The sequence below is a fragment of the Pseudovibrio sp. Tun.PSC04-5.I4 genome (assembly GCF_900104145.1).
GTDB lineage: Bacteria > Pseudomonadota > Alphaproteobacteria > Rhizobiales > Stappiaceae > Pseudovibrio.
On record NZ_FNLB01000006.1, the window covers coordinates 4298186 to 4319385 of the forward strand.

Annotated in this window: 15 protein-coding genes and 1 tRNA gene; 5 read left to right on the forward strand and 11 right to left on the reverse strand. The window is 49.7% G+C overall.

The genetic code is table 11. The features are described from left to right. Positions 1-116: 116 nt before the first annotated feature. A complete protein-coding gene (locus BLS62_RS25145) occupies positions 117-920 on the reverse strand; it encodes a tRNA1(Val) (adenine(37)-N6)-methyltransferase (RefSeq protein ID WP_093187714.1) in 804 nt (267 codons plus the stop codon). Positions 921-1007: 87 nt separating this feature from the next. Further along, positions 1008-1232, reverse strand: a complete 225-nt coding sequence (locus BLS62_RS25150) for a putative signal transducing protein (RefSeq protein ID WP_093187717.1) — start codon at positions 1230-1232, stop codon at positions 1008-1010. A 195-nt stretch (positions 1233-1427) separates the two neighbouring features. Between BLS62_RS25150 and BLS62_RS25155 the strand changes: the two genes are divergently transcribed. Next, positions 1428-2441, forward strand: a complete 1014-nt coding sequence (locus BLS62_RS25155; protein ID WP_093187720.1) for a polyprenyl synthetase family protein — start codon at positions 1428-1430, stop codon at positions 2439-2441. Between the two features lie 77 nt (positions 2442-2518). Here the strand turns inward: BLS62_RS25155 and BLS62_RS25160 are convergent, their stop codons facing one another. Both BLS62_RS25160 and BLS62_RS25165 read right to left on the reverse strand, forming a co-directional pair. Continuing rightward, positions 2519-3400: a 4-(cytidine 5'-diphospho)-2-C-methyl-D-erythritol kinase gene (locus BLS62_RS25160; RefSeq protein ID WP_093187723.1), complete on the reverse strand. Its 882-nt coding sequence runs from the start codon at positions 3398-3400 to the stop codon at positions 2519-2521. Positions 3401-3421: 21 nt separating this feature from the next. Continuing rightward, positions 3422-5245 (reverse strand): tetratricopeptide repeat protein, encoded by a 1824-nt coding sequence (locus BLS62_RS25165; protein ID WP_093187731.1) that lies wholly within the window; start codon positions 5243-5245, stop codon positions 3422-3424. 327 nt (positions 5246-5572) lie between these two features. Here BLS62_RS25165 and ppdK point away from each other — a divergent pair, with 327 nt between their 5' ends. After that, positions 5573-8245, forward strand: a complete 2673-nt coding sequence (gene ppdK / locus BLS62_RS25170) for a pyruvate, phosphate dikinase (protein WP_093187733.1) — start codon at positions 5573-5575, stop codon at positions 8243-8245. Continuing rightward, positions 8242-9237, forward strand: coding sequence for an ArgK/MeaB family GTPase (locus BLS62_RS25175; RefSeq protein WP_208991091.1), 996 nt, complete (start codon positions 8242-8244; stop codon positions 9235-9237). The genes ppdK and BLS62_RS25175 overlap by 4 nt, the downstream gene beginning before the upstream one ends. On the opposite strand, the gene BLS62_RS25180 is transcribed toward BLS62_RS25175, so the two are convergent. The 3 genes from BLS62_RS25180 to map form a co-directional block, all read right to left on the reverse strand. Next, positions 9234-11552: a bifunctional diguanylate cyclase/phosphodiesterase gene (locus BLS62_RS25180; RefSeq protein WP_093187738.1), complete on the reverse strand. Its 2319-nt coding sequence runs from the start codon at positions 11550-11552 to the stop codon at positions 9234-9236. The genes BLS62_RS25175 and BLS62_RS25180 overlap by 4 nt on opposite strands. 168 nt (positions 11553-11720) lie before the next feature. Further along, the gene (gene radC, locus BLS62_RS25185; RefSeq protein WP_093187743.1) at positions 11721-12545 is read right to left on the reverse strand and encodes a RadC family protein; all 825 of its coding nucleotides are present in this window, start codon (positions 12543-12545) and stop codon (positions 11721-11723) included. A 23-nt stretch (positions 12546-12568) separates the two neighbouring features. Beyond that, a complete protein-coding gene (gene map / locus BLS62_RS25190) occupies positions 12569-13414 on the reverse strand; it encodes a type I methionyl aminopeptidase (protein ID WP_093187745.1) in 846 nt (281 codons plus the stop codon). Between the two features lie 409 nt (positions 13415-13823). Between map and BLS62_RS25195 the strand changes: the two genes are divergently transcribed. Continuing rightward, positions 13824-13908 (forward strand) — tRNA-Leu (locus tag BLS62_RS25195). A 67-nt stretch (positions 13909-13975) separates the two neighbouring features. Here BLS62_RS25195 and BLS62_RS25200 read toward each other — a convergent pair. From BLS62_RS25200 to BLS62_RS25215, 3 genes are all read right to left on the reverse strand, one after another. Next, positions 13976-14941 carry a glycosyltransferase family 4 protein gene (locus BLS62_RS25200; RefSeq protein ID WP_093187748.1) on the reverse strand — a complete coding sequence of 322 codons (966 nt, stop codon included), beginning with the start codon at positions 14939-14941 and terminating at the stop codon, positions 13976-13978. Then, positions 14938-16428 (reverse strand): capsular polysaccharide export protein, LipB/KpsS family, encoded by a 1491-nt coding sequence (locus BLS62_RS25205; RefSeq protein WP_093187750.1) that lies wholly within the window; start codon positions 16426-16428, stop codon positions 14938-14940. Before BLS62_RS25205 ends, BLS62_RS25200 begins: the two co-directional genes overlap by 4 nt. Before the next feature lie 926 nt (positions 16429-17354). After that, positions 17355-18098 (reverse strand): L,D-transpeptidase family protein, encoded by a 744-nt coding sequence (locus tag BLS62_RS25215; RefSeq protein ID WP_200798571.1) that lies wholly within the window; start codon positions 18096-18098, stop codon positions 17355-17357. 298 nt (positions 18099-18396) lie between these two features. Between BLS62_RS25215 and BLS62_RS25220 the strand changes: the two genes are divergently transcribed. Further along, the gene (locus tag BLS62_RS25220; RefSeq protein WP_093187755.1) at positions 18397-19296 is read left to right on the forward strand and encodes a LysR family transcriptional regulator; all 900 of its coding nucleotides are present in this window, start codon (positions 18397-18399) and stop codon (positions 19294-19296) included. 113 nt (positions 19297-19409) lie between these two features. Here BLS62_RS25220 and BLS62_RS25225 read toward each other — a convergent pair whose 3' ends face one another. Continuing rightward, complete coding sequence (locus tag BLS62_RS25225) at positions 19410-21182, reverse strand: OFA family MFS transporter (RefSeq protein WP_093187757.1); 1773 nt, start codon at positions 21180-21182, stop codon at positions 19410-19412. Positions 21183-21200 lie beyond the last annotated feature (18 nt).

The following is a 21200-nucleotide window of genomic DNA, read 5'->3' on the forward strand; positions in this document are numbered from 1 at the left end:
GCCCGTTGTCTTCGTGTTGCGCTCCTATGAGTTCGTAAGGCGCACTGAAGGATCATAATAGGGAGAAAAACGTATATGGAAAGAGGGTTTCTGCGAGTGAACCCTCTTGAAAGCACTTAACGGTTTGCGAGTTGCAAGCCTGCGCCATCTCTCAGGACAGTTGATGCTTGCTGGGTGAACGGCCCACCTGCAACTTCGTGTATCGTGAAGCCGGGAAGGATTTGTAGAGGTGCTTTGCTGGCAGCGACAGCTCTTAGAATGATGCGTGTTGCAGGGGCATCTGCTGTGGGGCGAATGGGGATGATATCAATGGCCCCGAAACGGCGTTGCATCGGGTCCAGCAGATCCTGTAAGCCATCTGCCCGAAAAATGATGGAGAGCGTACCGCCATCTTTGAGCAGGTCTTTCGCCGTTCTGATCCATGGTTCGATACCGCGATCATCCAGCGCATGGGCTGGTGCGCGGTCTGACTGAGGAGTGACGCGGAAGCGGGCACTGTCATAGTATGGTGGGTTCATGATGACATGATCGGCGATGGAGGATATCAGGCCGCTCTCATGGCGCACGCTGCCTTTTGCAGTGAGGTTGCTTTCCATGATCTTTACGCGATCTGCAAACCTTGCATTTTCCGGCAGAGACAGAGCATTGCGCGCCAGCTCTGCGGCATATGGGTCGACTTCCACACCGACAGCTTTGATGTTTGGCAGGCGGCTTGCTGCACAAAAAGCTGCGGTGCCAACGCCGGTGCCCAGGTCAAACACGGTGCCCGCGGTGTCATCTGGGAGAGAGGCGGCAAGGTAGACCGCATCCAGCCCAGCTCTGTGACGACCCTTCGCCGGTTGCTCCACCATAACTTTCCCACCGAGGAACTTGTCCTGCGTGGTTTGGGGGAGGTTTGGTGGTGTATCGGAGCTTGTCATGGTTGGGACCGGATATAAAAATGTGAGGTGTCTAGATACAGTTTGCCAGCTCTCATGCAAACTATAATGCGTATGCGCTGGCAGTTATCACACCTCTTTTAGATAGTCTTCCAGCCCTGCGCTTTTCATAAGGTCGCGGGCTTCCTTTATCCGGTCAGTTTCCACCATAATGCGGCGGGGCAAAAACCCGAGCGATCCATCAAGGATGCTCATGTTGGTGTCTGCAACGAAATAGATGATGTCAGTTTCGCCCATCAACGCTTCGACATGGGAGATGAGGACGGGATCTGTGGTTCTTACGAGCTCTTCCATGAGATCTTTCTCTGGCTGATTAAGGCTGAAACTTACACAATTTATGCAGTCTGAGGTTGGTTTTGTGAAAAAAACTAATTGTGATTGGTAAATTATCCATTGGGCACGACTTTCTTAACCTGAAAATACCAGTAATGCTTGCTCGCATTCATCTACCAACCTATTGTCCCGTTGGAATCAAAATAGAGGTATCCCGTGGGCGTAGTTGGTCTTCAATCACAGACAGCCAAAGCTGCTGGAATTCAGGGGCTCGTTGAGCTCGTTTCCGGCGACATGGAAAAGGTGAACGAGCTTATCCTCTCCAAAGCCGGTTCTAACGTTGAACTGATCCCGGAAATTGCGCGCCACTTGATCGATTCAGGCGGAAAGCGTTTGCGCCCGATGCTGACCTTGGCCTTTGCGCAAATGTTTGGCTATCAGGGCGAGGGGCATGTCATTCTTGCGGCCTCCGTTGAATTTATGCATACCGCAACTTTGCTGCACGATGATGTGGTGGATGAAAGCGATATGCGCCGCGGTAAGCTGGCAGCTCGCAAGCTTTGGGGTAATCAGGCCAGTGTTCTGGTTGGTGATTACCTGCTCGGTCAGGCTTTCAAAATGATGGTTGATGTGGGCTCTCTGGAAGCACTGCGCATCCTTGCTGACGCTTCTGCTATCATTGCGGAAGGCGAAGTGCTTCAACTTGGCGCTGCACAGGATACCGGTACGACCTATGAGATGTACCTGCGTGTGATTGAAGCCAAGACAGCGGCTTTGTTTGCGGCGGCTTGTGAAGTGAGCCCCGAGATTGCTGGCGAGAGCGATGACGTTCGCGCTGCAGCTCGTAAGTTCGGCCTTGAGCTTGGCTATGCTTTCCAGCTGGTCGATGATGCGCTCGATTATGGCGGGGCGACCGTTGATCTGGGTAAGGATATCGGCGACGATTTCCAAGAGGGCAAAATCACTCTCCCGATCATCTACGCTTTGCAGCGTGGCAGTGATGAAGATCTCGCGTTCTGGAAGCGTTGCCTAGAAGAGGGTGACATCAAGGACGGTGATCTGGACCACGCCATCAAGCTGCTGGGTGAAACCGGTGCTCTGGCTGATACGGTTCAAAAAGCGCGCGATTACGGCTCATCTGCTATCGAGGCGCTCTCTGTCTTCCCGGATGGACCAGCCAAGCAAGCTTTGAAAGAAGCCGTTGATTTCTGTATCGCTCGTGTGAGCTAACAGACCTCTCAGTATGTGAAAAACGAAAGCGCCATGCATTGCTGCAGTGGCGCTTTTTTGTTGTTTGTTTAATGGCCTCAGAACGGAGCTGCTGCGATCCACCAGTTGCTTTCGCTTTCAGCCAAGCGGGTGGCGATGGCTTCGGCTTCTGGCAGGGTTGCGCAGAGTGCAAAGCAGGTTGCCCCGGAGCCGGACATGCGGGCGAGCAGGGTTTCTGGCTGTGCAGATAGTACCTCTAGTACCTCGGCAATTTGTGGTGCCAGAGAGATTGCTGGCGCTTGGAGGTCATTGCGGCAGGTTTTGAGCCAGCCAGCCAGATCCTTCATGTTTTCAAAGTGAGTAGGAAACTCTGGCAATGGTGAATTATCGCGTTTCTCCAGCGCTTTGAAAACGGAGGGTGTTGGCAATTCAATCAGCGGATTGACCAGCACGACGGCACCCGATGGGAAGCCGGAGACGGGTTCAATGACTTCCCCAATGCCTCTGACGCGGGCTGGTGCTTCTTCCAGACACATTGGCACATCTGCCCCAAGGCTCAAAGAGAGCTTGGAGAGTTCTGAAATCGATGGGGATGCCCCCCAAATTTTTGCAAGTGCCCGAAGAGCTGCAGCTGCGTCCGCTGAACCGCCGCCAATGCCTGCCGCGACTGGAAGGTTCTTCTCCAGTCCGATCATTGCACCGGTTGCAGCAGGTACATGTTCCGACAGGAGTTGAGCGGCTTTGTAGACCAGATTGTCTGAGGGATTGGAGCCAATTTGGGCCGCAAACGGTCCTTCAATATCCAGAGAGAGGCGAGGGGATAGTTCCACCAAAATTCTGTCGCCAACTTGCGGAAATACAACAAGGCTATCGAGCGTGTGGTAGCCGTCCTCGCGCTGCCCGGTAATGTGGAGTGCGAGGTTTACTTTTGCGCGGGCTAATTCCTCAACCCGCGTTGTTTGAATTTCTTCGGTAATCATTGGTCACTACTACAATCTGACTCAGTTAGTGTCCTGGCCGCTGCTGGCAAGACCGACTGGCACGGCATCTGTCATGCCATTTTCAATCTTGTCCAGAATACGCTTGAGATCTTCTGGCTCTGGTTCCAGATCACGAGCTTGGTTCCATTTGTAACGGGCTTCAAGTTTACGGCCTACCTGCCAATATGCGTCACCCAGATGATCATTTATAATCGGATCATGCGGGCGTAGAGAGACGGCGCGTTCCATGACGTCGGCAGCTTCTTCATAGCGACCAAGGCGGTAATACACCCAGCCGAGGCTGTCGACGATGTAACCATCTGTTGGGCGCAGGCGAACCGCGCGCTCAATCATTTTGAGAGCTTCGTCCAGCTTCAAACCTCTGTCTACCAGTGAGTAGCCGAGGTAGTTGAGGATCATTGGCTGTTCTGGTTTTAGCGTGAGGGCTTCACGGAAATCCGCTTCAGCTCCTTCCCACTTATTTTGGCGTTCGCGGGTGATGCCGCGGAAATACAGGAGAGTCCAGTGGTTCGGCTGAACTTTGCTAAGAGAGTTAATACCCTTATCGTATGCGCTTTCGGCTTCTGGGAAGAGTGAAGAACCACGGAGTACATTGCCCAATGATGCGATGGCTTCCAAATCATCTGGGTCAGATTTAACCAGTTTCTCCAAAGAGGAGCGAGCTCCTTCCAAATTACCCAACACGTTGTAGTGGAGAGCGATCTGGATTTCTGCTTCACGCTTCATTGGGGACGTGTCGGAGACGAGAGAGAGATAGTCTATGGCGCGTACATTGTCGCCAAGCTGTTCAAACAGAGATGCCAAAGCAATAATGGCGGAATCATTTTGTGGGCTGAGGAATGCTGCCAGCTGTAGGTAAGTGGCGGATAGCTCCTCACCGTCTTTGCTGATTGCGACGCCAAGGCCATAAAGTGCTTCTGCCAAGCCTTCTGCCGGAGTTGCTGCGACTGGTTTTAGCAGCTCGCCGCTTTCAATGTTTTCCCGGATGGATACCAGAAGCGGATGATCAGGGATGAGTTTTTCGTACTCGGCAATGATGTCCAGTGCTTCTTTTTGCCGACCAGAGGCTGCAAGCATACGCGAATAAGAGATTGCATTGCGCAGAGCGCCGCGATCAATCTCATAAGCGGTTTTGTAAAAATCTGCGGCTGCTCGGGCATCACCGCTGTATTCTGCAATCAGGCCAGCGTTGTAATTAACGAAAAGCTCAAACCATTTTGGACCTGTGATTTTCGTGAGTTCTTCAATCGCCTGTTTGGATTTGTCTTGTCCGGCCAGTTCCCAGGCTGTGACAATAGCAAAGGTCAGGCGGGACAGGGGGTTTACGTTTTGAGTGATGGAACTGTTCAGCCCAGTCTCGTAATCTCCCTCATTGATGCGGTTGGCTGCAGTGATGAGCTGAGCGAGGAAGTGTTCTTTGTCCTCATCCAAAATGCGATTTGCCAGTGGAAGAGCTTCGTTGATCTCACCATTAGCCAGCGTTGTAACAAAAGCGCGGTCTAGGAGATAAAAATTGGCTGGATCTTGCTTCAATGCGTTTGAGAAATAAGTTGAGGCTGCTAGCATATCTTGCGAAAAAAGCGCACTTCTACCAGATAGATAGCTACCGGACAGGGAACTTGCAGACGGGAGAGAGGCGGAGTTCGCCCTTGCCTGTGTAAACCCTGTCAGGGGAGCACCCAGTATGACAAACGCCAGCGCTGAGGCTATAATCGCCTTATGCGAAATCCTGCGTTTGCGCGCAGGCTCATTCAACAATAGGCAGCCGGGCTGCTGAGGTGCAGATGATGGGCGAAACAGCGTGAAATAGCTTGTCAGGGTCATATATGTCTCTCATTGAGAGCCGAGTGCGACTCAATATTACATCAATCTGTTAGAAGCGAAGAATGGCGTTTTTATAGCAGCCGGACAATTCATCATGTTCTGTTAATTGTAGCCGATCATTCTTCCAATTGAACCAGTATTTTTTCAAGTATCTGCGGATAAGTAAGCGCCTTGATATTTCTCAATAATTGAGAAGTATTTGCGCAATAACACTAAGGTTGAAGTCTGAGACTCTTGCTATAGTGAGCTTGTTCATTGCAGATAGTAGGCAGTGGTGCAATTCCAATTGGGATTGGTTGAAGTCCCGCTCAATAATAGGGGGGTGTTATGACCAAGTGGGTCTACATCTTTGGAGAAAATAAAACCGAAGGCGATGCTTCTATGAAGGAGTTGCTCGGCGGCAAGGGGGCCAACCTTGCTGAAATGAGCCGACTCGACTTGCCTGTCCCGCCCGGATTTACGATTACGACGCAAGTTTGCACACATTATTACGAGGAAGGGCAGCAGTATCCCGAGGACCTGAAAAAGCAGGTCCTGACTGCTATCGCCAGTGTGGAAGACCTGACAGGACGTCAATTTAACAGCACGACAAACCCGTTGCTGTTATCTGTTCGTTCTGGCGCTCGCGTATCCATGCCAGGCATGATGGATACCGTTCTCAATCTTGGCTTAAATGACAAGAGTGTTGAGGGGCTTGCGAAAGAAGCTGGAGATGACCGGTTTGCTTACGACAGCTACCGTCGTTTTATTCAGATGTACTCTGATGTGGTTTTGGATGTTGACCGTGACTACTTCGAGGAAATTTTAGAGGATTACAAGGACGAGCACGACTACTCCCTTGATACGGATCTGACCGGTGGTGACTGGAAGAAGATCGTTGTTTCCTACAAGGACAAGGTTGAGGAAGAGCTGGGTCGTCCATTCCCAGAAGATCCTGAAGAACAGCTTTGGGGTGCCGTTGGCGCTGTGTTCAAAAGCTGGATGATCCCACGCGCAAAGACGTATCGTGCACTGCATGAAATCCCAGAGAGCTGGGGTACGGCTGTAAATGTGCAGGCGATGGTGTTTGGCAACACGGGCGATGGTTCTGCCACAGGTGTTGCCTTTACGCGGAACCCTTCTACCGGTGAAGATTCGCTTTATGGCGAGTTCTTGCTCAATGCACAGGGTGAGGATGTTGTTGCCGGTATACGTACACCGCAGGACATTACCGAAAAATCTCGCATAGAAGCGCACTCGGACAAACCATCTCTTGAAGTGACCATGCCAGTCGTTTTCAAAGAGTTTCAGGCCGTCTGTGACAAGTTGGAAAACCACTACCGCGATATGCAGGATCTTGAGTTCACCGTTGAGCACGGCAAACTTTGGATGCTTCAGACCCGTAATGGTAAGCGCACGCTGAAGGCTGCGTTGAAGATTGCGGTTGATATGGCGGAAAAAGGGCTGATCACCAAGGAAGAGGCTGTTGAGCGCATCGCGCCAAGCTCTCTGGATCAGCTGCTGCACCCAACGATTGACCCGAGCAGTGAGCGCGATGAGCTGACTGTCGGGTTGCCTGCCTCACCGGGTGCCGCTTGTGGTGCAATGGTTTTCAACTCTGATGATGCTGAAACCGAAAAGGCCAATGGCCGGTCTGTTATTCTGGTTCGCGCAGAAACCAGCCCGGAAGACATTCACGGGATGCATGCAGCTGAAGGGATTTTGACCACACGCGGCGGCATGACCAGCCATGCTGCGGTTGTTGCACGCGGTATGGGTAAACCTTGTGTTGCCGGTGCTGGGTCTATTCGCGTTGATGCGCGCAATGAAATCATGACAGTTGACGGTCGCAGCTTCGGCAAGGGTGATATCATCACCATTGATGGCGGCAACGGTCAGGTGCTTGCGGGCAAAGTGCAAATGCAGGAGCCCGAGCTTTCTGATGATTTCAAGAAGCTGATGGAATGGGCCGACAGTATTCGCCGTATGAATGTGCGTGCCAATGCGGAAACTCCCGCTGATGTGAAGGTTGCGCTCTCGTTTGGGGCTGAAGGCATTGGCTTGTGCCGGACTGAGCATATGTTCTTTGAAGGGGAACGCATTCTTGCCGTGCGCGAGATGATCCTTTCTGACACACTTAGGGAGCGTAAAGCTGCCCTTGCGAAGCTGTTGCCAATTCAGCGGCAAGACTTCATCGATATTTTTGAGCTGATGGTTGACCGACCTGTCACCATTCGGTTGCTGGATCCACCTTTGCATGAGTTCCTTCCTAAAACGGATGAGGATATTGCTGAAGTTGCCAAGCAGATGGATATTGATCCTGAAGAGTTGCGCGAGCGTGCAGAAGAGCTGGAAGAGTTCAACCCAATGCTCGGCAATCGCGGCTGTCGTCTGCTGATTTCTTATCCGGAAATTGCAGAGATGCAGGCACGGGCGATCTTTGAAGCAGCTCTGGATGTTTCCAAGCGACATAAGCGCAAAGTCTCTCCTGAGATCATGGTTCCGTTGGTTAGCTTGAAGAGCGAACTGGATATCGTGCGTGAAAGCATTGATGGTATGGCCGAGATTGTTGCCAAGGAGCTGGGTGTAAAGCCTGACTATTCCGTTGGCACCATGATTGAATTGCCACGGGCTGCATTGCTTTCCGAAGAGATTGCAGCTTCCGCCGAGTTCTTCTCGTTTGGCACCAATGATCTGACGCAGACGACCTTTGGTATCTCCCGTGATGATGCTGCTTCTTTCCTTGGAAAGTATCAGGAACGTAAGGTGTTGGAAAAAGACCCGTTTGTCTCGTTGGATATTGATGGTGTTGGCCAACTTGTCCAGCTTGCAGCCACCAATGGCCGTAAGACAAAGAGCCATATCAAGCTTGGTATCTGCGGGGAACATGGGGGTGATCCTGCCTCTATTGCCTTCTGCGAAAAGGTTGGATTGGACTACGTATCCTGCTCTCCATTCCGTGTCCCGGTTGCTCGCCTTGCTGCGGCGCAGGCGGTGCTGGCACAACGGAAAAAAGGTTGAGTGGATCGGTAAAACCGGTTCGGAGCTGGCCTAAGTCAGCTCCGATTTGCCTTGAAAATTTGAGGGCTGGCGGTAAGCCAGCTCTTGCCCGTCTGCTCAGTGCTGTTGAAAGCTTTGAGGGACATCCGCAGTTGATCTCCCTTTTGGATGAGGCACTGCAAAACCCAATTGCGCAGGTTGTTGCGCTCACCGGACCTCCCGGTGTTGGAAAATCCACTCTCACAAATACAATGATTTCCCTGTATCGCAGCGCTGGTAAAAGCGTTGGCGTGATTGCGGTCGACCCATCTTCTCAGGTGAGCGGTGGCTCGTTGCTTGGGGATCGAACACGCCTGACCACAGACCCTGAAGACAGCAAGATCTTTGTGCGCTCGATGGCAGCGCGAGATCGGCTCGGCGGGCTATCCGAACATGCGATTGCTGCTGTTGTTTTGATGCGGGCTGTTATGGACTATGTGCTGGTGGAAAGTGTTGGCATTGGGCAATCTGAAGCGGATGTGGCTTTGGTTGCGGATACGTGCGTTCTTTGTATTCAACCAGGCTCTGGCGATAGCCTGCAGTTTATGAAAGCTGGCATCATGGAACTGCCGGATGTGATCTGTGTGACCAAAGCGGATATGGGCGATGTGGCCATCAGAGCACAAGCTGATGTGCGAGGTGCTATGAGCCTCAGCTCGCGCGGTGGTCAATCTTGGAAAGTGCCTGTGCTTTTGCTGAGTGCTGTTGATCGCTCTGGAATTGCTCACCTCATTGAAACGTGCAGTGAGCATTTTTCAATGCTTTGCGACAGGGGTCAGCTTCACAGTCAACGGGAGCAGCAGGTGAAAGCATGGCTGAGTGACCAGCTTAAGATGCAGTTTGGATCTCACGGTGTACAGGTGCTGCAAAGGCTGGATGTGCCTTGGGGCGAGGCAGTGCTGCAGCCATTCGCTTTCAAACAGAAGATAGCCTCCCGATTTCAAGGCTTTTGGAGTAATTTTCCCTTAGCTTAACGTGCCAGCTTTGCTCTGAATTTGCGTGGATTTTGGTGGTGTTCTTCATCCAGATCATCACGCCACAGGCGGAATTTACCAAGTGGGATCGGGCGTGAGAACAAGAAGCCCTGCATCATTGGGCAATCCATGGTGAGCAGAAGTTCTTTCTGCTCTTCTTCCTCAACACCTTCAACACACACATCCATACCCAATCGCAAGCCGAGTGAAATGGTGCTTGCCAGAATCTCTCGTGCCTTGTCGTCTGTTACTGCGCCATTGATGAAGGAACGATCCACTTTGATCTTGTCGAACAAATCGCGACGCAGGTAACTCAGGGAGGAGAAACCAGTCCCGAAATCATCGAGAGCGATCTTTACGCCAAGATTACGCAGGCGTTCAATCACCTCAATCACTGTTTCAGAATAATTGATTAGCACATCTTCAGTGACTTCGAGTTCGAGCCGTGCTGGTTCGAGTTGATGTTTTTTGAGTAATTTACTGACCAACTCCGGGAATTCCGGGTGGCGGAGCTGGCTGGGAGAAATGTTGACGCACATTGTAACGTCATCCAGTGAGGTGCCATCGCTTATTGCACTTTCCAACACCCATTCACCGATGCGGTTGATGAGCATGGATTCTTCGGCAACCGGCAAAAAGGCTGCTGGTGGAAGAAGACCCTTTTTGGGGTGGTTCCATCGGATGAGGGCTTCTGCCGCCAGAATTTTCTTGCCGGTGGAGTCCATAATTGGCTGATAGAAGTTCTGAAATTCATTGGCGTTGAGCGCGCGCTTGATATCTTCCTCGATCTCGCGTGAGATCTGGAGCGTATCCTCCATCTCTTTTTCAAAGAGGACATACCGGCCCCGGCCAAGTTTTTTTGCTTGATAAAGTGCGATATCCGCGCGGCGTAAAAGAGCTGTCAGGTCATGTCCATGGGAGGGAGACAGGGCGACGCCCATGCTTGCTGTGGTTAGTATCTTGTGCTTTTCCACGTGCAACGGATCAGATAACATCTTCTCAATGTACATACACGTTTCAATGACTTCCTCAATGTTGCTACGATGAGACAACACAATGAGGAACTCATCGCCACTGACACGGGCGACGCGATCTTCGTGATTGATTGCGGCACGTAAACGCTCCGCGACTAGTTTGATGACCTCATCCCCGATGGAATGACCAAGGCTATCATTGATTTGTTTGAAGTGATCCAAATCCAGAAAGACTATGCCTGTGGTGCGCTGCTTTTGACGGTCACGGCGCAACACATCAGCTGCAAACACCTCAAACCACGTTCTGTTGGGCAAGCCGGACAGCGCATCATGTAGTGCTGCATGGGTTGCATCTGCTTCGTTCTGTAAGATCCTGTCCGTCATCTTGATATATCGGAGTAAGATGAGAATCGTCATCAGGATGATTGCGCAGATTGCGCCCATGAAATACGGGGCGGAGTCGGTGTAAATCGCGCTAGATGCGGCTGTTGTTTTCCAACTCAAGTTTGCGATTGTCTCGCCATTGCGGCGCAAAAGAGGGATCGACACGCGCTGGAAGTCGGCTTGTGGTTTGTTTGTGCTGATGAACATGTCAGCTAGGCCAGTGGATTCCTCAAATGACCTGATTGAGCGAATATCTAAAGAGCGGACCCACAGTAGATAACCTGCGACAGCCGGCATGCCTTTGGGGGGCGCTGTTGATGGGGTGATTGCAGCAACTGTGACCAAGCCAATCGCGCCATCCACCATAGCAATGTCGCGAAAGCTCAGCGACAGAGGAGCGTGGCTGCGCAGTGGCTCTGGTACACGAAATTCCAGTTTTTTGGTGTTTGCTTTGGTTTCCAGCTCGGATAGGGTTTGGCTTAGCTGGGAGCGTAATTGGCCTTCATAGATCTCGCTATGCCATGGAAGATCTCGCCGATAGGTGTAAAGAGCTTCCATCTCCTTGTTGAGAATAACAAAAATGTCCCGGTCACCGCGTGTGCTTGGTGTGGGGGTCAAATCCTCGTCAAGTAGGATGTTGGTTTCCTCGGAAAGAACCGATGCATAGGCTTTGTTTGAGATTGCGATTCGCTCGGCTTCATTTGCCAGGCCATTGCGAAATACTTTGAGATTGCTTTGAACCAGTCTGATTTCTTTCTCAACCTCAAAGTCGAGCGCGCGCTGGGTTGACCAGTAAAACGCCAGATAGCCGACAGCCAAAGCTGCTGCAACTACGGATAGAATAAGCAGAGCCGTTACACGAGCTCCAAATTTTTTCCCGCGTGTAATCGTATTGCCGAAAGTTCCACCCAATACCGCATTGGTGATCGGGGTTTTCGAACTTGTATGTCCTGCCATCGGCACTTTACTCATGCTGCCTTTTACACTCTTGTCGTTTGTGCAAACGCACAATCCCAGTCTTATTTTCGGGGAGTTTGCTTGAGTGAGCCTGTAGTGAGTGTGCCTTTAGGTATGGAGCTGGCAAATTTATGTGAATGTACGTGTTAAAATCGGGAAGTAGCCGAGTTAGATGAGGTTAAGGCCTCTGAAACTGACGTGACCTGAACCCGCGATAATAATGTGGTCGTGCAAAACGATGCCCAACGGGTCCAGAGTGGTTGCGATTTTGGTGGTCATCTCGATATCTTGCCGGGAGGGTGTCGGATCTCCAGAAGGATGATTGTGAACCAGAATGACGGCGCAAGCTGAGAGTTCCAACGCTCGTTTTGTAACTTCGCGGGGGTAAACGGGCGTGTGGTCTACTGTGCCGGTTTGTTGAACTTCGTCCGCAATCAGGCGGTTTTTTTTGTCCAAAAACAGGATGCGGAACTCTTCCTTATGGTTGTGGGCCATCGCAGCCCGCACATATTCCAGAACCTTGCTCCACGAGGAGAGGGGATCTCGCTCAACGACCTGATCTTTAGCGTAGAGGATGGCCGCTGCCTGGATCTCTTTTAGGAAGCTGGCCGTGCGTGGACCACAACCCGGTACCTCTTCCAAACGATGCTTGGGAGCCGCCAAAACCTGTGCGAAGGAGCCAAATTGGGCGAGGAGTGCCTTTGCGAGCGGTTTTGTATCGCCTTGTTTTATGGAGGAGAAGAGTAGCAGTTCCAGCGTTTCATAGGACTGTAGCCCGTTAGCGCCGGTTTCTTCAAAGCGGTCCCGCAAGCGAGTTCTGTGGCCGTGGTAGTGCTTGCTTGGCTGCTTGGTGGGCTTTGGTTTTGCTGAGGGTTGCGCGGGTAGTGGGAGTGGTTCGCTCAAAGGCAGTGGTGTTTTTAAAGCAGGCCCAGCAGGTGCCTGCTCCTGTGGAGAGGGAGTTGCCTCATGAAACCCGAAACTGGTTTGTTTCATTCCCCCTCCTTCGTGATGAGCTGTTATGCAGCAGTGCCTGTTTCTGGCTCCATTGGATTGAACAGGCCAGCTGGAGATGTTGTGAAGATATCGCAGCCAGTTGAGGTGATGCCGATTGAGTGTTCAAACTGAGCTGAGAGCGTTTTGTCTTTGGTTTCAGCTGTCCAACCGTCTTTCAGCACTTTCACATCTGGATGGCCCAAGTTGACCATTGGCTCGATGGTGAAGATCATGCCCGGCATCAGCTTTATGCCTGTGCCTTTCTGGCCGTAGTGCAAGATATTTGGCATGTCATGGAAGAGTTTGCCGACGCCATGACCGCAGAAATCGCGAACAACGGAGCAGCGCTCGCCTTCTACATATTCCTGAATGGCATGGCCGATATCGCCTGTTGTGTTGCCAGGTTTTGCTGTAGCAAGTGCGCGCATCAAGGATTCGTGTGTCACTTCAATCAGGCGTGTGGCTGCAGGTTTAAGTTTGCCAACTGGATACATGCGGGAACTGTCGCCGTGCCAGCCATCAACGATGTAAGTTACGTCTATGTTGACGATATCGCCGTCTTTCAGTTTTTTCTTTGAATCTGGAATGCCATGACAGATAACGCGGTTGATAGAGGTACAGCAGGATTTGGTGTAACCACGGTAATTGAGCGTTGCTGGCACGCCGCCCCGTTCCTTACCGAAGTTGAAAACGAAGTCGTCAATTTCCTGCGTTGTGACGTCTGACTTCACCAGAGGCACCAGCGCATCCAGACACTGGGCGGTCATCTGGCTTGCTTTGCGCATACCTTCAAAATCTTCCTGGCTGTAGATTTTAATCTGACCAGTGTTTTTTATGGGCGCATTGGCAGCGTCTACGTACTCAATCATTTTCCCGTTTTTTCCTTGTTCCGGTTTCGCGTAGGGACTAACGCACCTTACCTCATGAGGAATTGTAAAGTGCTGTGAGCATCCCCCGCAAGCCCTGCTTCTCCGTAGAAGCATCTCCTAGAATTTTAGGGCTTTGCGGGTAAAAGCTCCTGCAATTATGGGGCATTCTATGGAAGAGAGTGATATTTTCCCCTCTTATATCGTGTTATTTTGAGAAGGGCAGCCAAAAAAGAATGTGGGTATACACTCTGCGCACGCATTTTTTTGAGGGGACGTCCAGCGGCAGAAATCGGTAATTTCCCGAGATCTAATGCTCGCAACTTCTTGGCTGCGCTTTATGATCGTCTTGGATAACAACAAAGAGGTACTTGCACGATGCTCATTGGCTCGTGTACTCAGGTGCTTGTAAGCGGTCGTGGTGGAATTGGTATACACAGCAGACTTAAAATCTGCCGCCGATAGGCTTGCGGGTTCGAGTCCCGCCGTCCGCACCAAATTCTCTTAATTGAAATTATAGAATCGCAGCATGGTGCGTTGCGCTTGTTGTGTGGGCTGCACCTTCTAGGCTGTGACGAGCTCTTGTCTTGTCTCTGAAAGCGGCTTTCTTTCAAGAATGTCCGTATAAATTTTTTGATGTCGACCTAGAACTTCCTCCCAAGTGATTGCACTTTGGTCTTCATGAGCGCCAGTCATGAGTTGATCAAAAATATCATCGTGATTGCTGAGTAGCTGATCGAAAATCCGGGCATCCTCTTTTGCATTCCCTGTTAAAAACAGGCCGTTGATGTTTGGTGTTATCAGGTCATGTGCCATTCCGATTGGGGTTGTGATAACCGGTGTGCCACTTGCCAAAGCTTCAGGAAGATTAGCAGGACCACCTTCTGCGGAACTCAATATGAGTAGGAAATCAATCTCCTCATACACCTGAGGGAATAAACGATAGGGCAAGGCTTCAAAAGTGGTGCAGGAAAACCCTATCGGCTCCAGCATAGCGGCGTCTAAAGACCTGCCTTCTCCTACGAGTACAAACTCTACTTGATGTGGTGACAGCACCTGAGAGAGTTCATAGAGCAGGGCTTCTCCCTTAATTCTGCGATCATATCGCTTTGAAACCACACCGAATTTTACTTTTCTGTTCCTACTGTATCTTTTGAGTGGTCGTTTTTGGAACAGGTTTTGATCATATCCATGAGGAATGATTGCGGTGTGTTGTATACCAAGGGCATGTAATTGGTTTGCTTGCACAGAATTCAAACAAATTACTCTGCTGGCTTCTCGGTAACGTGGTTCAAATTTCTCAATTGAGAGGAAAGGGTCATTGTCATGGAGGTCGTGGTGCACCGTCGCAACACTGGGGAATTTGAGGCGTTTTTCATATTGAGGGCGATGGTAATGATAGATGTTCCAATGCTGCTTCGCTGTTTCTGAAACGAGAATGTCAAAGCTGGGGTGGTTGGAAAATCTTCTAAATATGTCAGCAAAAATTTTGCTGTTCATGTTTTTTGAGGTTACAAAATTTATCTTCATGACACGCACTCAAAATCGGGTGTTGCAGAAAATTCCTCGTCCAGAACCTTTTGATGAGAGATAGTTTGCGGCGTTGAAAACAATCCGTTTAACTTTTTATCTTCGGCAGAGCTCGCAGCAACAAGTTTGTACTTAAATAGACCGGCCATATGTCGCTCGAAGGTCTTGTATTCGCTTAGGTTCAATAGATTTGAGGTGGAGTTGTTCTCCAGCTCATGAAGTAAAGCTGTTACATCATCAAAATCGTTCGTGAACCCGCAATTTCCGTAGAAGCTCCCGCCGATGATATAGGGTTTGAACCCAGCTCTGGCGGCATCAATGCCTGCTTGAGAACATAGTGTGAAGACACGATCAGATACTCTTAGGAGTTGATTTAAATTCCAGTTGTCGACCAAGAGGACGCGCTTTTGCTGAGACAGTGGCAGCCCTTTAATGAATTCCTGTAGATATTCAAAAGTGAAGTTTCTCCCACTAATCTGTCGTTTGCCTTCCCAAGGATGAGCTTTGAAAATAACGACGCGATCTGGATCCTTGAGTAATCCTCCCAAGAGTTTCTCATAGGTTGGGATTGTGTTCTTAAGCGACCCAGCCCCGGTGATGATCGAGTAATCATTGATGACCTGTCCAATGATCAGACACACCTCATTGTTACCTGCTGAGATTGGCAGAGTTTTATCGGGTGGTTGAACTACATTCTTGTTTTTGGCTGTCGTGAAGTGGTTGTGTGCTTTGATAATATCAGTGTAGCTGATTTTCTGTGTTTCGTGTATTTGCGATAGCTCTCTAAGAGCATTGGAAGCATTCGGGAGTGGGGTGTATCTATGCTCCAGAAGATAGTGATTTCCGGTCATAAAGCTTTCGCAAACGAAGCAGCGAACTTGTGTTTCTCTTAGTATTCTCAATAGGGTTGCGGCGTAGATGTGGGCGCCGGAAAAGACGATAGCTGTATGGTATTTATGAACGCCTTTGATCGACTGCCAGTAGTCGATCCAATAAATTGCTGCAGCAAAGCAAGATAGAATCTGGCTCTTGTGGTTTTGGAATAGTTCTGGAATTATTGATTTGTAATTGTCGGCAATCTCATAACTCTGGAAAATCTTCTCGTGCAGTAAACTAACTAGAACCTCCGGGTAGGCCAGATTCCATAGGTTGAAACCCCTGTATTGGAATGAATTTACGTCATCCGAAGTCAACTCATTCAGTGTTTCCAACTGAGCTGAAAGAATATCTTGATGTGGGCCGTAATTTCCATTGGCTATCATAAGCTGAGACGCTGTGGTTCCTAGCTCGATTCCAATAGTTATTTCAGCCTCAGTCGTATTCATAAATTTTAAGAGTGAACCGAAATTTCGGGTATTAAGGTGAAAATTTTCAGCCAGTAATACTTTTGAATATTTTCTTTTAATCTTGTTATTGCTGGTGTTATTACTAGTATTGTTGCTTAGCTTTAAGCGTTTATATCCTGGTAATTTCTGGATAAATTTCATATCTACCCCAACTGATTATTTGGAGTTAAACCACAATTCATTATGTTAGTTGCATAATATAATTTTGCAAACATTGGTATTTTATCTATTGGATTTCTAGGGCAGCCGTAGCCTCTTTACTATTCTATCAAGCATGATTCATGTTGTATCCTAGTGATTCTTCGAGACTTTCTCCTCCTGCATTTTTCCAAGCAGTTTCAACTTCCGCAGTCCATAGTGAAGACTGGGTCCAATCGCTGGGTTTTCCTGTCCACGTTACGCTATTCCCGAGAGTAAATGTATTGTGAGTGCGGGTATCTATCTGCAAGTAACTGTATATTTTTTGGTATTCCTTGCTAGAGAGATCTAGAAGATTTTCATAGTGAACAACGCACGTGTTGCCATGATGTATCCAGTCAATATATTTTCTGTAATGTTCAGGAATACTTTGACCGAAAATGCCCCTTGATATCAAATCCACAAGACATTCAGCGCATAAATTAATGTTACTGGATTGAGTAACTCTTTGTCTAAGCCAGCTTATTGCCACGTTTCGTGGGTTTCTTATAATAAAGACATGCTTGAGTTTTGAAAAAACGTTTCTTGAATAATCATCGCATGTGACGTGCGCATGCGTGAATATGTTGTCGTCTTTTGAAAGAAGGCCCTCAAGAGATGGAGGGTTTTCGCCCTTTTGTCGCATTTTGATTGATGGATCCCGATATATGAGTGATCCATCAAGTTGTTGCAATTTGGCATTCTTGAGAAGTTTGGTGAGTAAATGAGTGCCTGTTTTGGGTGTCCCATTACATATGATCATATGGCCTCATTGCACAGTTTTAGATAGTCGATATCTGCACAGAATATCTATTGGCTTCAGCTATCGCAATTACTGGATTGTAGAGTATCTCCGAGAGTCGACTGGTAGGGGAGACCATTACCCAGATCTATATGGAAAACTCATAATGCCCTTGATATGCCTTGGTCGTTGGTGGTGTTTTGGTTCGTTCAAACAGGTCGTAGCCTTGTTTGAGGTTTTGCCAGAAATTCATCCAGTTAGATGAGGCGTGGCGCTGCATGTTTTCTGGTGTCATAGCGAATGGGAATATGTGGACTGGAATTTGCTGTTGCCCGTTTTGTAGCGCTGCTTCCATCAACAGATAGATCTCTTCAATACCTGTATTTGTCATCGCATAGCAGCCAATGGATACACAATTGCCGTGCACCATGAGGTAGGAGCCTGTTCGGCCTTGTGACCTATCGAAGGCATTTGGGAAGCCTAGATTGAAGGAGAGGTGATAGCGGCTGTTGGGGTTCAGCTGCTGTTCTGAAACATTGTAAAATCCCTCTGGTGATTGGCCGTCACCTTCCTTCAGCTTAGGGCCTAGGTCTCCAGAATATTTGCAGATCTCAAAGTCTTTGTAGGGTGAGTAGGTCTCGCCTGATTTCATCCAGACTTCGATGCGTTTCTCCTGCTTCAGTACACGTAGAAAGACCGGGTTCCCAAGTTTTTGGTTTTTGAACGTGAGCTTTGCCTGCAATGCTGGGAGGCGCTCTTGCTTTACTTTTGTTAGATTGGCTGAGCCGGGGAGGTTATAGGGTAACATCAGATAGGCTAGAAAAACGACCGAGAGCATTAAAAATGCGATGGTTAGTGATAAAAGTATTGGACGAGAAATGGCTTTTATCATGAGGATATGAGGTCTCTTTTGCGCACAACACTTGGTTTTTCGTCTTTCTACGAACCCCTTTTGCCTTCGCAGAAAGCGGCTTTGTTAGGCGACACAAAAGAAGAGTAATGTGGCTATCTCATGAAGTGGTGGAATGCGCCTGTGTAAAGGTATCATCCAAAATCCTGTGGTGTATTCACGCAGATGTTTTGTTTTGCTTCATTTTATCAAAACAAATGTTAGTGTCCGCCCCCGTCTGATCTGGAACCTCTATTGTGTTATAGAGCCTTTCGATAAGCGTATTTAGAGGTGAAGTTTCTTGGATATCCGGCAATTACAGTACCTGGTGGTTTTGGCAGAGGAACGGCACTTTACCCGTGCTGCGGCAGCTTGCAATGTGACACAGCCAACGCTTTCTGGTCGGATTCGTCAGCTTGAAATTGAGTTGGGTGCGCCGATTATTGAGCGCGGTAAGAAGTTTCATGGTCTGACTGCCGAGGGTGAGCGCATCCTTGTCTGGGCCAAGAGGGTGCTGGCCGACTGCAACAGCTTGCGCAATGAGGTTTCCGGCAAAAGTACCGAGGTGTTCGGCAAGGTCAATATAGGTGTAATTCCATCTGCTGTTGCTGCCGTTGCCCCGCTTCTGCTGGACTTGAAAAAGAAGTACCCTTTGGCGCATGCAACAATTCAGTTGATGAGCCATGACGAGGTTCATCAGGCTTTGGAAGATTACCGGATTGATGCGGGGATCACTTACACGCAGTTTAGTGATGCAAAGAAGCATCGGAGCTTTTCTCTTTATGAGGAGAGCTACCGTTTGTTCATGCCAGTGGGGCATGCCTTGCAAAACCGGGATGAACTGGAATGGGAAGATGCGTTCGGCGCTGGACCAATGGTTGCTTTGGCACTAAACATGCAAAACCGTCAGATGGTGGATAGCACGCTTCGGTTTCTTGGAGTGGAGCTGGACCCTGAGATTGAGGCAGAAACAATCTCGTCTCTTGGCGGTTTTATCTGCGCGGGCTATTGCGCGATTTTGCCTGAGCTTTCTGCTTTGTCACTTGGGCCGGGGGTCGTGTCGGTGCCGCTGGTTAAGCCTGTCGTGTCGCACCAAATTGGGATGGTGATGACGAAGCGAGAGCTGGAGCCTGCCATCATTACCTCGCTTACGGAATGTGCCGGGCAATATAAAAAACCGTTGATCCCGGAAAAGCATTAGGGGTTGAGTTTATAGGCCAGTTAAAGAAAAAGCCCGCATTTGATGCGGGCTTTCTTGTTCAGGTATGGAGGATTTAGGCAGCTTGCCTTTCACCCACTTTTCGTAAGGACGCTTTATTCAGCGGGCATTGGAGCAGCTGCCTGCTTGCCAACTTCAGCTGGTTTTGGAGCATCGCCTTCGCCCAATGCACCTTCCACCATGTGGTATTTGGCGTTTACTGGCCGCATGAACAGATTGGCTACTAAAGCTGCAACCAGAAGAGCTGCCATCACATACATTGTTGTGTTGTAAAGGCTCGGGGTCGGGTCAATCGTTCCTTCCGGAGCAACTTCCATCAGTCTTGAAACAGAGATGGATTTTGCTGCGATGAGCTCAGCGAGTTTTTCTTTCCCCTCGCCAAAGGTTTGCAGGAATACGGCAGGATCTACTTTTTCAGTCAGCTCGTAGATTTTGTCGTTGACGGATCGCTCCCGCAAGAAGGTGATGAGGAATGGACCAGCCACGCCTGCTGCAGACCATGCGGTGAGCAACCGGCCGTGGATGCCGCCGACAAACTTGGTTCCGAAGATATCTGCCAGATACGCTGGGATTGTTGCAAAACCACCGCCGTACATGGTGAAGATGGTCATTGTTGCTGCGTAGAACATCACCAGCCACATGAGGGATGGGCTCGCTGCTGCCTGCGCTGCGACAATCGGAATGGAGAGGTAAAGGGCACATCCCAGAACAAAGAAGACGGTGTAGGTGTTTTTGCGGCCAATGTAGTCAGACAGAGTTGACCAGCCGAGGCGTCCCATTGCGTTGAAGACAGAGATCATCAAAACGTAAGTCGCAGTGAAGGCTCCATCTACAACGCTTGGCATACCAGCGCCAAAGATTTCGTAGATCATGGTTTTGGAGACAGAGATCACGCCGATGCCTGCTGTCACATTGAAGCACAGGACAATCCAGAGCTGATAGAACTGTGGGGTGCGCAGAGCTGTATCAATGTGAACGTGATGGCGTGTGATGAGACCTTCTTTTGCTGGATCTTCTTTTGGTGGTTCCCAGCCTTCTGGTTTCCAGCCCGGTGCAGGAATGCGGTAGGCGAAGGAGGCAAGGATCATCACGAAGAAGTAGACAATGCCGAGTGTGAGGAATGTTGATGCAGCGCCGGTGTTGCCAGTGCCGGCAACATATACGCCAGCTTTTGCACCCTCAAAGGCAGCTTCTGCCTGTGATGCGCTAACGACAATGGCTTCCAGTTTCTGACCAGCAACTTGAACGTAACGAACGCCGCTTTCGACAGTTGTTTGAACGTCAGCAAGAGGACCAAGATAATCCGGAGCTTTGGCGAAGAGGTTGAGGAGCCAGCTTTTGAGCGGAACAGCAATAATAGCGCCGCCGCCAAAACCCATGATCGCCATACCGGTTGCCAGACCGCGGCGATCTGGATACCAACGGATCAAGGTTGAAACCGGTGAGACGTAGCCGAGCCCCAGCCCGCAGCCGCCAATAACGCCATAACCCAGATACAGCAGCCAGAGCTGGTGTGTCATGATGCCGATGGAGCCGATGATATAACCGCCACCCCAACAGAACGCTGCAGTGGTGCCGACACAACGTGGGCCAACTTTTTCAAGCCATTTACCAGCGAGCGCTGCTGACAGGCCTAGGAAGAGAATGGCGACTGAGAAGACCCAGACAACTGAACTGAGGGACCAATCTTGTGCGGCTGGTGCGATGCCGCCAATTTCTCGAATGAGTGCTGGATTGTAGATACTCCATGCATATGCAGAGCCGATGCACAGGTGGATTGCGATTGAAGCAGGTGGAACGAGCCAGCGATTGAAGCCAGGTTTGGCTACAATCGCGTCTTTAAGCATAAAGCTTGGTATTTTGAGCATAGGCAAACCCCTAGGTCA

Bases quoted from the DNA above. Each gene is read 5' to 3' on its own strand.
- BLS62_RS25225 (WP_093187757.1), bottom strand. From the start codon at position 21,182: ATGCTCAAAATACCAAGCTTTATGCTTAAAGACGCGATTGTAGCCAAA.
- BLS62_RS25160 (WP_093187723.1), bottom strand. From the start codon at position 3,400: ATGATTACCGAAGAAATTCAAACAACGCGGGTTGAGGAATTAGCCCGC.
- ppdK (WP_093187733.1), top strand. From the start codon at position 5,573: ATGACCAAGTGGGTCTACATCTTTGGAGAAAATAAAACCGAAGGCGAT.
- BLS62_RS25145 (WP_093187714.1), bottom strand. From the start codon at position 920: ATGACAAGCTCCGATACACCACCAAACCTCCCCCAAACCACGCAGGAC.
- BLS62_RS25150 (WP_093187717.1), bottom strand. From the start codon at position 1,232: ATGGAAGAGCTCGTAAGAACCACAGATCCCGTCCTCATCTCCCATGTC.
- map (WP_093187745.1), bottom strand. From the start codon at position 13,414: ATGATTGAGTACGTAGACGCTGCCAATGCGCCCATAAAAAACACTGGT.
- BLS62_RS25215 (WP_200798571.1), bottom strand. From the start codon at position 18,098: ATGATAAAAGCCATTTCTCGTCCAATACTTTTATCACTAACCATCGCA.
- radC (WP_093187743.1), bottom strand. From the start codon at position 12,545: ATGAAACAAACCAGTTTCGGGTTTCATGAGGCAACTCCCTCTCCACAG.
- BLS62_RS25180 (WP_093187738.1), bottom strand. From the start codon at position 11,552: ATGGCAGGACATACAAGTTCGAAAACCCCGATCACCAATGCGGTATTG.
- BLS62_RS25165 (WP_093187731.1), bottom strand. From the start codon at position 5,245: ATGACCCTGACAAGCTATTTCACGCTGTTTCGCCCATCATCTGCACCT.
- BLS62_RS25200 (WP_093187748.1), bottom strand. From the start codon at position 14,941: ATGAAGATAAATTTTGTAACCTCAAAAAACATGAACAGCAAAATTTTT.
- BLS62_RS25205 (WP_093187750.1), bottom strand. From the start codon at position 16,428: ATGAAATTTATCCAGAAATTACCAGGATATAAACGCTTAAAGCTAAGC.